Here is a 12,869-nt window from a genome sequence, read left to right as displayed (position 1 = left end):
CCGAGGAGGACACCGTGAGCCCAGCGCGCGAGGAGCTGTCGCCGCGTCGCCGGCAGATCCTGGCGGCGGCGACGACGGTGCTGGCGCAGCAGGGCAACCGCGGGCTCACCCATCGCGCGGTCGACCGCGAGGCGGGACTGTCCGAGGGGAGCTCGTCGGCCTACTTCCGCACCCGCGACGCCCTGCTCCGCGCCCTGGGGGACGTCGTCGCGGACCGGCTGGCCGCCGACGTGGCCGCACTGGGAACGCGGCTCGCGTCGTGCCCCGGCGACCACGAGCGCGCCGTCGCGGAGGTCTCCCGGCTCTTCTCGCGGTGGCTCGGCGAGCCCGACCTGCTGGCCGCCCGGCTCGAGCTGACGGTCGCCGCCACCCGCGACGCGGCCCTCGCCGAGCGCTTCACCCAGTGGCGCGACGACCTCGTCCGGACCGTGCGCGGCGTGATGGAGGCGGCGGACGAGGACGGGGGCGCCTCGGCTGAGACGCTCGTCGCGTCGCTGGACGGCGTCCTGCTCGCGTCGCTCCTGCTCCCCCAGCGGCGTCGTCGTCCGTTCGTCAGCGCGAGCGTCGAGCAGCTGCTGTCGGGGCTCGGACCCAACCCTGCGCAGACCTGATCCGCGGTGCCGCACTAGGGTGCGGAGAGACCGTGCAACCGCCGAGTAACCGGAGTTCTCCCATGCCCGAGGCAGTGATCGTTTCCGCAGCGCGCACCCCCATCGGCCGCGCCAACAAGGGCTCGCTCAAGGACTTCCGTCCCGACGACCTCACCGTCCTCGCCGTGCAGGCCGCGCTGGACAAGGTCCCCGACCTCGACCCCACGGCGATCGAGGACCTGCTGCTCGGCTGCGGGCTGCCGGGCGGGGAGTCGGGCAACAACATGGCGCGCGTGGTGACGACCCTCCTCGGCCTCGAGGTCCCCGGCGCGACGGTCACCCGTTACTGCTCGTCGTCGGTGCAGACGACGCGGATGGCGTTCCACGCGATCAAGGCCGGTGAGGGCGACATCTTCGTCTCGGCCGGCGTCGAGACCGTCTCCCGCTTCGCGAAGGGCACCTCCGACCACCTCCCCGACACCCGCAACCCGCTCTTCGCGGACGCCGGCGCACGCACCGCGGAGCTCGCGAAGGGCGGCCAGGACTGGCACGACCCGCGCGAGGACGGCCACCTGCCCGACATCTACGTCGCTATGGGCCAGACCGCGGAGAACGTCGCCCGGCTCCGCGGGCTCGACCGCAAGGAGCTCGACGAGTTCGCCGTCCGCTCGCAGAACCTCGCCGAGAAGGCGATCGCCGACGGCTTCTGGGAGCGCGAGATCACCCCGGTCACGACGCCCGACGGCACGGTCGTCACCCAGGACGACGGCCCGCGCGCCGGAGTGACGTACGACGCCATCGCCGGCCTCGACCCGGTGTTCCGCCCCGACGGCGTCGTCACGGCCGGCAACTGCTGCGCGCTCAACGACGGCGCGGCGGCGGTCGTCGTCATGTCCGACACCAAGGCGGCCGAGCTCGGCCTCACCCCGCTGGCGCGGATCGTGTCCACCGGCGTCTCGGGCCTCTCCCCCGAGATCATGGGCCTCGGCCCGGTCGAGGCGACGAAGAACGCGCTGAAGCATGCCGGCATGGGCATCGGCGACATCGACCTCGTGGAGATCAACGAGGCCTTCGCCGCCCAGGTCGTGCCGTCCTACCAGGACCTCGGCATCGACCTCGACCGGCTCAACGTCAACGGCGGCGCCATCGCGGTCGGCCACCCCTTCGGCATGACCGGGGCCCGCCTGCAGAACACGATGCTCAACAGCCTCGACTGGCACGACAGGTCCACCGGCCTGATCACCATGTGCGTCGGCGGCGGCCAGGGCATGGCGATGATCCTCGAGCGGCTCTCCTGAGCCTTTCCGGCCTCGACTCGCACTAGGCTTGCCCCATGACCGGGACGGGGGAGCCGCGATGGCTCGACGACGACCAGCAACACTCCTGGCGTGCCCTGATGATGGGGATGACCCTCCTTCTGGAGCGCCTCGACGACGACCTGCGGCGTGAGTTCAGCATGTCGTTGACCGAGTACGAGGTGCTCGTCCGGCTGTCCGAGCGACCCGGCCGGGCGATGCGGATGGCCCAGCTCGCCGACGCGATGGCGCACTCGCGAAGCCGGGTGACCCACACCGTCGCGCGCATGGAGGCGGTCGGCTACGTCACCCGCGGCACGACGCCCGAGGACGGGCGCGGAGTGGTGGCGACCATGACCGAGAAGGGCTACGACCTCCTCGTGCGCGCGGCTCCGTGCCACGTCGAGAGCGTACGACTCAACATCCTCGACCTCGTGCCGGCCGAGGACTTCGCCGCCGTGGGCCGGGTCTTCGACCGGGTGTCCGACCACCTGGTCAACCGGCACCCGGAGTCGGAGATCCGCACCTCCTGAGCCCTGGCCGAGCCCACGCCGGCCGGCTGCTGCTCGGTCTCGATACAGGCCCGGCGCGCCCTCGTCCCTCGGCCGCGGGCCCACTCGACCTGGCCGAGCCCACGCCGGCCGCTCGTTCCTCGCGGCCGGCTGCTCGTCACATCAGTCGCGGGTGAGGCGGCGGTGCGTGACCCGGTGCGGGCGCGCGGCCTCGATGCCGAGACGCTCGATCTTGTTCTCCTCGTAGGCCGCGTAGTTGCCCTCGAACCAGAACCAGTTGGCCGGGTCCTCGGCGTCGCCCTCCCACGCGAGGATGTGGGTCGCCACGCGGTCGAGGAACCACCGGTCGTGCGAGGTGACCACGGCACAGCCGGGGAAGTCGAGCAGCGCGTCCTCGAGCGAGGACAGCGTCTCGACGTCGAGGTCGTTGGTGGGCTCGTCGAGGAGCAGCATGTTGCCGCCCATCTTGAGGGTCAGCGCGAGGTTGAGGCGGTTGCGCTCACCACCCGACAGCACGCCGGCCTTCTTCTGCTGGTCGGGGCCCTTGAAGCCGAACGACGCGACGTAGGCGCGGCTGTTCATCTCGAAGTTGGCGACCTTGATGAAGTCGAGCCCGTCCGAGACGACCTCCCACACGTTCTTGTTGGGGTCGATGCCGCCGCGGCTCTGGTCGACGTAGGAGATCTTGACGGTCTGGCCGACCTTCAACGTGCCCTCGTCGGGCTCCTCCTCGCCGGTGATCATCCGGAACAGCGTGGTCTTGCCGACGCCGTTGGGGCCGATGACGCCGACGATGCCGGCGCGCGGCAGCTTGAACGAGACGTCGTGCATGAGGGTGCGGCCCTCGAAGCCCTTGCCGAGCTTGTCGGCCTCCAGCACGACGTCGCCGAGACGCGGACCGGCCGGGATGTTGATCTCGGAGGTGTCGATCTTGCGCATCCGGTCGGCCTCGGCCGCCATCTCCTCGTAGCGCGCCAGACGCGACTTGCTCTTGGTCTGGCGGGCCTTGGCGTTGGAGCGCACCCACTCGAGCTCGCGCTCGAGGACCTTGGCGCGCTTGGCGTCCTTCTGGCCCTCGATCTTGAGTCGGTCCTTCTTGGTCTCGAGGTAGGTCGTGTAGTTGCCCTCGTAGGGGTGCGCCTTGCCGCGGTCGAGCTCGAGGATCCACTGGGCGACGTTGTCGAGGAAGTAGCGGTCGTGGGTCACGGCCAGGACGGCGCCCGGGTAGGACGCGAGGTGACCCTCGAGCCACTGGACGGACTCAGCGTCGAGGTGGTTGGTGGGCTCGTCGAGGAGCAGCAGGTCGGGCTGCTGGAGCAGCAGCTTGCAGAGCGCGACGCGGCGACGCTCACCACCGGAGAGGTTGTCGACGAGGACGTCCGGCGGCGGGCAGCGCAGCGCGTCCATGGCCTGGTCGAGGCGGCTGTCGATGTCCCACGCGTTGGCGTTGTCGAGCTCGGTCTGCAGGTCGCCGGTCTCGGCCATGAGGGCGTCCTGGTCGGCGTCGGGCTCGCCCATCTCCATGTAGGCCTCTTCGAGGCGCTTCATCTTGCCCTTGATCTCGCCGACGGCCTCCTCGACGTTCTCCAGGACGGTCTTTCCCTCGCTCAGCGGCGGCTCCTGCTGCAGCATCCCGACGGTTGCGTCGGGGTCGAGGATCGCGTCGCCGTTGTTGGCGTGGTCGAGCTGCGCCATGATCTTGAGCAGCGAGGACTTGCCCGTGCCGTTGGGTCCGACGACGCCGATCTTGGCGCCGTGGAGGAACGAGAGGGTGACGTTGTCGAGGACGACCTTGTCACCGTGGGCCTTGCGCACATTGCGCAGTGTGAAGACGTACTCAGCCATGCGGGCGAGCCTACGGGGAAGCGCCCCCGCGCCGACAATCGCACCCGTCGGCCCCGACGGGACCGCTCACGCCGCCCGGGCCGGCTCCTCCGGCACACCTGCATCGTCGACCACGGGTGTGGCGACCGGGGTGCTCACCGACGGGCTGGTGGGCTCCGTCGCGGCTCTGGACCGGGTGAGCACGGTGGTGCCGTGCGAGAGGTCGTGGCCCACCGCCGTGGCGACGACCTCGAAGGACGTCTGCGGCTTGCCGTCGCGCTCCCAGACGTCGGCCACCAGCCGACCGTGCACGACGACCGGGTCGCCGCTGGCGAGCGAGGTCGCGACGTGGCGGCCGAGACGGTTCCACGCCTTGACGGTGTGCCACGAGGTGGTGCCCTTCACCCACTCGCCGTCGCGGTATCGCGTCGGGGTGCAGGCCACCCGGAAGGTGGCGACGGCTCGTCCGTCGGTGAGCTCGCGCAGCGTGACGTCGCCGCCGATCCAGCCGGCCAGGGTGATCTGGGTGTCGTTCATCGAGGTGCCTCCTGGTGTCCGCGGCAGCGGGCCTGCCGCGCTGCTCCAAGGCTCAGGGCGACGACCGACACGACCGGTCCGGCGACCGGGCGTCCTGTGGACGACGCGCGGACCGCGGCGCCTGTGGACGGCTGGTGGCCAGCGACCTGCCGAGACCAGGCTCAGCGCAGGGCGGTGGCGAGTCCTTCGCGGACCGTGGCGTAGGAGGCGAGCTCGGCCTCGATCGGCTTCACGACCATCTCCTCGGACACCTCGGAGATCGCGTCGCGCAGCCGCTTGTCGGCCGCCCGTGCCCGCGACCGGGCCGTCAGCGCGACCAGCCAACGGCAGACCAGGGCGAGGAGCAGACCGAGGCCGATCCCGCCGAGCAGCAGCAGGGTCGGCAGCGGGAAGGCGCCGACCTCCGGCGTCGGGGGCTCGGGCAGCCGCGCGTAGGAGCCGAGGGCGAGGAGCGCGAGCCAGCCGGCACCGACGAGCGCGGCGATGATGAGGACGTACTGCAGGACGCGCACGAGGCCGGCCCACACGGGGATCTTCGTCGCACCGAGGTCGGTCGCGGAGACGGCGCGGTCGAGGCGGTCGCCGAGGTCGGGCAGCCGGGACACCGAGGCCGCGCGGACCGAGCCCGCCCACGACGGGGCCATGCCCTCCCCCACCTGGTCGGCCAGCGCGCGCACCTCGGTGTCGACGCGGGCGCGCTGCACGCCGGTCGCCTGCGGCACGGACGTGCGCGCGGCACCGGTGAGCTCCTTGCCTGCGGCGCCGAGGTCGAGGTGGAGCCGCTTGAGCGGGTCGGGCTTGAGCCGGGAGAACCACGCCGTGACGGGCCAGCCGGTCGCGCGGTTGGCGCGCAGCCGGGTCGAGTCGGAGACGGCCTTGACGACCGTCGGCACACCGGCCGCGTCGGCGAAGGCATCGTCGAGCGCGGCGACGCGCTCCTTGGACAGGGTGGGCACCTTGCCGGTGCCGGTCGCCGCCTCCAGGCGCTGGGCCGCCGAGCGCACGTCGGCCTCGAGCCGGGCCCGGGTGACCTTCTTCTCCGCCACTCGCTTGGCGATCAACGCCCGCAGCTCCTGGACCCCCCAGCCCTGGCGGGCACTGACCGCCAGCACCGGGACCCCACCCAGGCCGTCGGCCTCGAGCAGGCGGCGTACGTCGTCGACCATGCCGGCGCGACGGTCCTCGGGCACCGTGTCGATGTGGTTGAGCACGACCAGCATCACGTCCTTGTGCCCGGCGAGGGGCTTGAGGAACCGGTCGTGGATGGCCGCGTCGGCGTACTTCTGCGGGTCGAGGACCCACACCATCATGTCGGCGAGCTTGACGAGCCGCTCGACCTCGAGGTGGTGGGACACCTCCGTGGAGTCGTGGTCGGGCAGGTCGAGCAGCACGACGCCGCGCATCTCGACGTCCTCGTCGGCCTTCGACAGCATCGAGTCGCGGGTGACCTGGTGGCGCGCGGGGATGCCGAGCCACTCCAGCAGCTCCTCGGCGCCCTGCTTGCCCCACACGACAGCGGTGGCCCACGACGTCGTGGGACGGCGCACGCCGACCGCGGCCAGCTCGAGGCCGCTCAGCGCGTTGAACATGGAGGACTTGCCGGAGCCGGTGGCGCCGCCCAGCGCGACCACGGTGTGCTCGGCGGACAGCTTGAGCCGGCTCGAGGCGCGGGCGGCCACGGCGGTGGCGTCGTCGACGACGGCGTCGTCGACCCGACCACGCGCCGCCTCGGCGGCGCGCTCGAGTCCCTCGACGCGCGCGCCGGTGTCAGAGCTCCTGGTGACCAGCTTCTTGGCCCCTTCGAGCAACGACGTCATGAGTCCTCACCGTCCGAGTGGTGCTGTTGTGCGCCCCCAACCCTAGGGGGCGTGGTCCTCGGCCCCCGACACCCGGGGAGGCTCCTGCGCCGTGGCTGGGGCCGCCTCGGGGGCGCGGCGTGCCGAGGCGAAGCGCAGGTCGTCGACCCTGCGGGCGGCGGCGCGCATCCGCTCGGGCGTCTCGGGCGAGACCTCCATCGTGTCGAGCAGGTCGGTGTAGCGGCGGCGCTCGGCGTCGAGGAGGTCGCGCATGGACGCCTCGAGCTGGCGGCGGGCACGCTCGGCGAGCGAGCGCACGGCCTGGTCGCCGAAGACCGCCTCGAGCAGCTTCTGGCCGAGGATCGCGGACCCACCGGCGATGCCCGCCTCGGCGCCGGTGACCCCCGCGGTGTGGGCGAACACCACGACCATCAGGGCCACGGACAGGCCGTTGACGCCGAAGGCGAGGAAGCGTGCCGTCGAGCGCTTCTCGGCGCCCTCGGTGCGGACCATGTCGAGCACGTCGGACTGCCAGTCGCGGACCGCGCGCTCGGCGCGGCGGCGGAAGTCGCGGGACGCCCGGCCGAGGTCCTCGCCGGCGTCGCGCAGCAGGATCTGTCCAGCGGCCGTGCTGCGCCAGGAGGCCTCGGCGCGCTCGGCGGCGGCCTCGGCGTGCTCCAGGATGAGCGTCTCGAGACCCGACTCGACCGCCACGGTCACCCGCTCGGCCTGCTGCGGCTTGCCCTTGACGGCGTTGACGACCCGGTCCCTGATCCAGCCGACGCGGGTCTCCAGCGAGCGGAGCAGCTCGCCGGTGCCGACGAACTCCTGCCAGCGCGCCAGGACCTCGCCGCGCAGCAGGGTGCCGTCGGCCGACGCCTCTCCCACAGCCGTCACGGCGCGGTCGTAGGCCTCGTTGGCGTCCTCGCGCAGGCGGCGTACGGCGTCGACCTGCTCGGTGGCGGCGTCGGCCACCGAGTGCGTCCGACGAGCCAACGTGCGGATCGCGCCGTCGAGGGTCTGCTGCACCACCGACTGGCGTGCCTCCTCGTCGTCGGCGAGCGCGCGGAGCCACTGCCGGATCTCCATCACCGACGCGGGGGGCAGCAGTCCCAGCTCGGAGACCTCGCCCTCCTCGACGACGAAGAGCGGGGAGTCCTTGAGGCCGCGGCTGGCCAGCATCCGGGCGAGGTGCGTGGTGATGGTGTCCACGGCCTCGGGCGGGGTGCGGTCGAGGACGATGGCGACCGCGGCCGAGCGGTCCGCGGCCTTGCGGAGGAAGTCCCAGGGCACCTGGTCGGCGTAGCGCGCGGCCGAGGTGACGAAGAGCCACAGGTCGGCGGCGGCGAGCAGCTGGGCCGCCAGCACGCGGTTCTGCTCCTCGACCGAGTCGATGTCGGGGGCGTCGAGGACGGCGAGGCCGGGCGCCATGACGGGCGACGGCACGAGCTGCAGCGCGGCCGGGTCGTTGGTCTGGCGGTCGACCCGCTCGAGCTCGGGGAGCAGGCGGTCCTGGCCGAACCACTTCGCGTCGTCGGGGTGGTGGACGAGCACCGGCGACCGGGTCGTGGGGCGCAGCACCCCGGGGGTGGTGACGCGGGTGCCGACCAGGGAGTTGACCAGCGTCGACTTGCCCGCGCCGGTCGAGCCGCCGACGACCGCGAGGAGCGGCGCGTCGAGGGTCATCAGGCGCGGGATCACGTAGTCCTCGAGCTGGTCGACCATCTCGGCGCGGGCGGCGCGCTGCTCGTCGGCCCCGGGGAGCTCGAGCGGCAGCCGGGCCTCCTGCAGGGCGCCGCGCAGCCGCACCAGCGCGGTCACCATCGCGGTCGAGGCGTCGGGGGTGCGCCGCTCCTCGGGGGCCTGCTCGGGCGCCTGGTCGGGGGTCCCGTCGTCGTCGTGGGTCATCGCGTGGGGACCACCTGTCCGGGGAAGGAGATGTAGGGGCGGATCCGTCCGAGCTCCTCGACGTGCTCCTGCCCGCGCAGGGAGAAGTCGGACGGTGCCGTGCCGCGCAGGTAGCGGTGGTGCAGGTAGCCGAGCTCGATGGCGGCGGCCTGGTACTCCCGCATGGCGCGCTCGGCGAGCGGGCCGCCCCGGTGGTGCGCCCAGCGGCGGGCGTGCCTGCGGGCGCGCAGGTCGACGAGCCACGGGATGTCGGTGGCCGGCAGCAGCCCACGGTCCGCGGCGTCCTGCAGGGCTTGTGCGAGCAACGGGCGCTCGGACCGGCGCCGGTACACCGCGAAGGCGACGACGGCGAGGAACACCGGGAACATCAGCGTGCCGTAGACGACGAGGAAGTGGCCGGTGCCGGAGACGGTGGAGGAGTTCCACACGCTGTGGAGGACGGCGGCCAGCGCCAGGCCGACCACGGGCGCGAGGAGTCGTACCCACGTCCGCCGCGAGGCGATCGCGAGGCCCACCCCGATGCCGATGAAGGCGGTGAAGAACGGGTGGGCGAACGGACTGATCAGGCAGCGCACGATGAAGGTCGAGGTCAGTGCGGTGGTGCCGCCGGGGCCGAGCCCGTCGGTGCCGTCGTAGGCGGCTGCGAGATAGAGGATGTTCTCGGTGTAGGCGAACCCGACGCCGACCATGCCGGCGTAGACGATGCCGTCGAGCACGCCGTCGAGCTCGTGCCGGCGCCACCACAGGAGCAGGAAGAGGAAGGCACCCTTGGTGACTTCCTCGGTGACGGGAGCGACGACGTTGAGCACGTCGCGCTCGGTCGCACCACCCGCGAGGCCGAGGCCCTGGAACACGATGGCCGCGCCGGTGGCGGCGAACGCCCCCCAGAGCAGGCCCGCGACGAGCAGGTTGCGGGGCTCGGGCTCGTAGCGGTCGAGCCACATGAAGCAGCCGACGAGCGGGCCGACCGGGACCGCCGCGAGCAACGCCGCCAACGCCAGCGAGCCGGGGGCGCCGGACAGCGCGACGACCACCGCCATGACGACGGCCCCGAGGAGCACCAGTGCGGCCACCACGACGGTGAACGCGACACTGTCGCGGCGGCCTCGATTCATGGGTCCGACCCTAACGGAGCAGCCCTCTCCCACCCGCCTTGCCGCACCCCTTGGGGGGACGGCCGATCGGGTCCGGGCGCGCCTACGTTGCGGCGTACAGTGACCGCGTGAGCGAGCCCACTGCCGAGAACCCCGCCGAGACCGTCCAGACCGCCGCCGACGACGGTGAGCAGCCCAAGACCGAGTCGCACGACCCCGCGGTGCCGGCTGCCTACGCCGCCTTCATGCGCGAGGGTTGGGGCGACCGCACGCTCGACATGCCGCGGCACCCGGTGGCCGACTGGGCTGCCGCGCGCCGCGCGAAGCTCGCCGACGCGTTCCCCGACGACCGGCTGGTGCTGCCGGCCGGCACCTACAAGGTGCGCGCCAACGACACCGACTACCGCTTCCGGCCCGACACCGCCCACACCTACTTCTCCGGCAACCAGACCTCCGACGCCGTCCTGGTCGTCGAGGACGGCGAGTCGGTGCTCTACGCCCGGCCCCGCTCCGAGCGCGACACCGACGAGTTCTTCCGCGACCGGCAGTACGGCGAGCTGTGGGCCGGCCGCCGCCCGTCGGCGCAGGAGATCTCCGACTCCCTCGGCATCGAGGTCCGCCACGTCAAGGACCTGCCGTCCTTCGACGACGACCGCAAGACCCGCGACCTCACCACGGACGAGGACCTCGCCCGCGTCGCCGACGAGCTGCGCCTCATCAAGGACGAGTGGGAGGTCGGGGAGCTCCGGGAAGCCTGCGACATCACCACCCTCGGCTTCGAGGACTCGGTGCGCGAGTGGGAGCGCGTGCGCGAGTTCGGCGAGCGGTGGATCGAGGGCACCTTCTTCCGGCGCGCCCGCGCGATGGGCAACGACATCGGCTACGACTCCATCTGCGCCGGTGGCTCGCACGCGACGACGCTGCACTGGATCGACAACACCGGCTCCATCGAGCCCGGCAAGCTGGTGCTGCTCGACATGGGCGTGGAGGGCCACAACCTCTACACCGCCGACGTCACCCGCACGCTCCCGGTCGACGGCACCTTCACCCCGCTGCAGCGCGAGCTCTACGACCTGGTCCAGCACGCGCAGCAGGCCGGCATCGACGCCGTACGCCCCGGCGTGCCGTTCCTCGCCGCGCACAACGCCGCGATGAAGGTCCTCGCCCACGGTCTCGAGGACATGCGGCTGCTGCCGGTCTCCGCGGAGGAGGCCCTCGACCCGGAGTCCAAGGTCTACGCCCGCTGGACCCTCCACGGCACCTCGCACATGCTGGGCATGGACGTCCACGACTGCGGTCGCTCGTCGGTCGACATCTACCCCAAGGGCGACCTCGCCGAGGGCATGGTGCTCACCGTCGAGCCGGGGCTCTACTTCCAGGAGGACGACCTGCTCGTCCCCGAGGAGCTGCGCGGCATCGGCATCCGCATCGAGGACGACATCCTGGTCACCGCCGACGGCAACCGGAACCTCTCGGCCTCGCTCCCCCGCACCTCGGCCGACGTCGAGGAGTGGATGGGCTCCCGCATCGGTGGCTGACCGGGCGCCGGCGCCCAGCCTCGCGGTCGTCGACGGGCTGCCGCGCTGCCACCACTACGACGCGTTCCGCTGCCGCTCGTGCACCCTGCTCGGCATCCCGCGCGAGCGCCAGCTCTCCGACAAGGAGGCGCACGCGCGCACGCTGGTCGACTCGCCGGTGTGGCTGCCGACCGTCGCCGGCGCGGACACGCGGTTCCGCAACAAGGCCAAGATGGCCGTCGGCGGCACCGTCGACGCGCCGACGCTGGGGATCCTCGACCGCGACCTCGCGGGGGTCGACCTGCACGACTGCGGCCTGCACTCCGACGGGTTGCGGGCGGCTCTCGGCCGCACCGGCGACTGGATCCGCGACGCCGGCCTGGTGCCGTACGACGTCGCGACCAGGCGCGGCGAGCTCAAGCACGTGCTGCTCACCGAGTCGCCCGACGGCGAGATGATGCTCCGTCTCGTGCTCAGGTCGACGGCACTGGAGGCGCGCATCCGCTCCCGGCTGCCCGCGCTGCTCCAGGCGGTGCCGGCCCTGCGGGTGGTGACGGTCAACGTCCAGCCCGAGCACAAGGCGGTGCTCGAGGGTGAACGCGAGATCGTGCTGACCGACACCGCGACGCTGCCGATGCGGCTGGCCACCGGGGTGACGCTACGGCTGGGCCCGCGGTCGTTCTTCCAGACCAACACGGCGGTCGCGGAGGCCCTCTACGACCAGGCCCGCGCCTGGGTGCGCGACCTGCCCGACGTCCGCACCGTCTGGGACCTCTACTGCGGCGTGGGCGGTTTCGCGCTCCACCTCGGAGGTCCGGGCCGGGAGGTGCTGGGCGTCGAGGTCTCTGCGGACGCGATCGCGGCCGCCACCGCAACGTCGGCCGAGCTCGGCGTGGCGGCGGAGTTCGTCGCCGCCGACGCGACGGCGTACGCCCTCGCCTCGGACGCCGTCCCGGACCTCGTCGTGGTCAACCCGCCCCGCCGCGGCATCGGCCCCGACCTCGCCGGTTGGCTCGAGGGCTCAGGCGTGCGTCACGTCGTCTACTCCTCGTGCAACGCCGAGTCGCTGGCGCGCGACCTCGCGCTGATGCCGTCGCTCCGGCCGGTCGAGGCGCGGGTGCTCGACATGTTCCCGCACACCACCCACTACGAGGTGCTGGTGCTGCTCGCCCGGTGAGAGGTCAGCCGCGGTGGATCCTCGGCCCCTTGCCGACGCTGTTCTCGCTGACGCCGCCACGGTGGCCGTCGTCGGCGAAGTGGACGATCGCGGTCTGCGCCTCCGGGTCGGCCTCCGGGGTGGCTGTGACCTCGACCCCGAGCCGCACCCATCGTGGGGAGCCGATGCACCGCGCGGGGACCGAGAGGGCGACGGTGTCCGCCGCACCGTCGTACGCCACGCTGAGTCCCCGACATCCGAACGCGTCGCCACGCTGCCTGGCCACCGAGACCGTCGCCCGTTGCGCCGACAGCCGCTCAGCCGTCACGTCGAAGATGTCCCGGGGCGTCCAGATCCGCACCAGCGTGTCGTGCCGCGGGCGCACCTGCAGGTCGCGCAGGTGCACCGCGACGCTCAGCCGGCGCGGAACGAACGCCGCGGCCGTGCGGATGACATCGGCCGACGCCTCCTGCGGCGCCGGGACGTACTGGAACTCCTGGAAGTAGGTCCACGCCCGGGCGTCGCCGACCGGGTCCACGGTCACCACCGTCTCCGCGTGCGCGGCGGCCGGGAGCAGCAGGGCGACGGGCGCGAGGAGGGCAGCGAGCCCGATGAGTCGGCGAGGGAACACGGGGCCGTC

11 protein-coding genes are annotated in these 12,869 nt (G+C 72.6%); 5 read left to right on the top strand and 6 right to left on the bottom strand.

Annotation, left to right across the window (positions count from 1 at the left end; translation table 11 throughout):
* The first annotated feature begins 14 nt into the window (after window positions 1–14).
* From JOD65_RS09360 to JOD65_RS09350, 3 genes are all read left to right on the top strand, one after another.
* A complete protein-coding gene (locus JOD65_RS09360) occupies window positions 15–611 on the top strand; it encodes a TetR/AcrR family transcriptional regulator (protein WP_191196466.1) in 597 nt (198 codons plus the stop codon).
* Between the two features lie 62 nt (window positions 612–673).
* Window positions 674–1,888 carry an acetyl-CoA C-acetyltransferase gene (locus tag JOD65_RS09355; protein ID WP_191196465.1) on the top strand — a complete coding sequence of 405 codons (1,215 nt, stop codon included), beginning with the start codon at window positions 674–676 and terminating at the stop codon, window positions 1,886–1,888.
* Between the two features lie 35 nt (window positions 1,889–1,923).
* Window positions 1,924–2,418, top strand: a complete 495-nt coding sequence (locus JOD65_RS09350) for a MarR family winged helix-turn-helix transcriptional regulator (protein ID WP_191196464.1) — start codon at window positions 1,924–1,926, stop codon at window positions 2,416–2,418.
* Window positions 2,419–2,559: 141 nt separating this feature from the next.
* Here JOD65_RS09350 and ettA read toward each other — a convergent pair whose 3' ends face one another.
* The 5 genes from ettA to JOD65_RS09325 all read right to left on the bottom strand — a co-directional run bounded on the left by ettA (window position 2,560) and on the right by JOD65_RS09325 (window position 9,577).
* Window positions 2,560–4,242 carry an energy-dependent translational throttle protein EttA gene (ettA, locus tag JOD65_RS09345; RefSeq protein WP_191196463.1) on the bottom strand — a complete coding sequence of 561 codons (1,683 nt, stop codon included), beginning with the start codon at window positions 4,240–4,242 and terminating at the stop codon, window positions 2,560–2,562.
* Between the two features lie 66 nt (window positions 4,243–4,308).
* Window positions 4,309–4,758: a single-stranded DNA-binding protein gene (locus JOD65_RS09340; protein ID WP_191196462.1), complete on the bottom strand. Its 450-nt coding sequence runs from the start codon at window positions 4,756–4,758 to the stop codon at window positions 4,309–4,311.
* Between the two features lie 161 nt (window positions 4,759–4,919).
* Complete coding sequence (locus JOD65_RS09335) at window positions 4,920–6,575, bottom strand: GTPase (RefSeq protein ID WP_191196461.1); 1,656 nt, start codon at window positions 6,573–6,575, stop codon at window positions 4,920–4,922.
* A gap of 42 nt (window positions 6,576–6,617) precedes the next feature.
* Window positions 6,618–8,462, bottom strand: a complete 1,845-nt coding sequence (locus JOD65_RS09330) for a dynamin family protein (RefSeq protein WP_224747949.1) — start codon at window positions 8,460–8,462, stop codon at window positions 6,618–6,620.
* On the bottom strand, window positions 8,459–9,577 hold the full coding sequence (locus tag JOD65_RS09325; protein WP_191196460.1) for a PrsW family intramembrane metalloprotease: 1,119 nt from the start codon (window positions 9,575–9,577) through the stop codon (window positions 8,459–8,461). Before JOD65_RS09325 ends, JOD65_RS09330 begins: the two co-directional genes overlap by 4 nt.
* A 107-nt stretch (window positions 9,578–9,684) precedes the next feature.
* Between JOD65_RS09325 and JOD65_RS09320 the strand changes: the two genes are divergently transcribed.
* Together JOD65_RS09320 and rlmC are read left to right on the top strand one after the other, a co-directional pair.
* Window positions 9,685–11,094 carry an aminopeptidase P family protein gene (locus JOD65_RS09320; protein ID WP_191196459.1) on the top strand — a complete coding sequence of 470 codons (1,410 nt, stop codon included), beginning with the start codon at window positions 9,685–9,687 and terminating at the stop codon, window positions 11,092–11,094.
* Window positions 11,087–12,250: a 23S rRNA (uracil(747)-C(5))-methyltransferase RlmC gene (rlmC, locus tag JOD65_RS09315; RefSeq protein ID WP_307821047.1), complete on the top strand. Its 1,164-nt coding sequence runs from the start codon at window positions 11,087–11,089 to the stop codon at window positions 12,248–12,250. The genes JOD65_RS09320 and rlmC overlap by 8 nt, the downstream gene beginning before the upstream one ends.
* Window positions 12,251–12,254: 4 nt before the next feature.
* On the opposite strand, the gene JOD65_RS09310 is transcribed toward rlmC, so the two are convergent.
* Complete coding sequence (locus tag JOD65_RS09310; RefSeq protein ID WP_191196458.1) at window positions 12,255–12,860, bottom strand: hypothetical protein; 606 nt, start codon at window positions 12,858–12,860, stop codon at window positions 12,255–12,257.
* Window positions 12,861–12,869: the final 9 nt, after the last annotated feature.

This window comes from Nocardioides cavernae, assembly GCF_016907475.1.
GTDB classification, from domain to species: Bacteria; Actinomycetota; Actinomycetes; order Propionibacteriales; family Nocardioidaceae; genus Nocardioides; species Nocardioides cavernae.
This window is presented reverse-complemented; position numbering and strand designations above follow the sequence as displayed.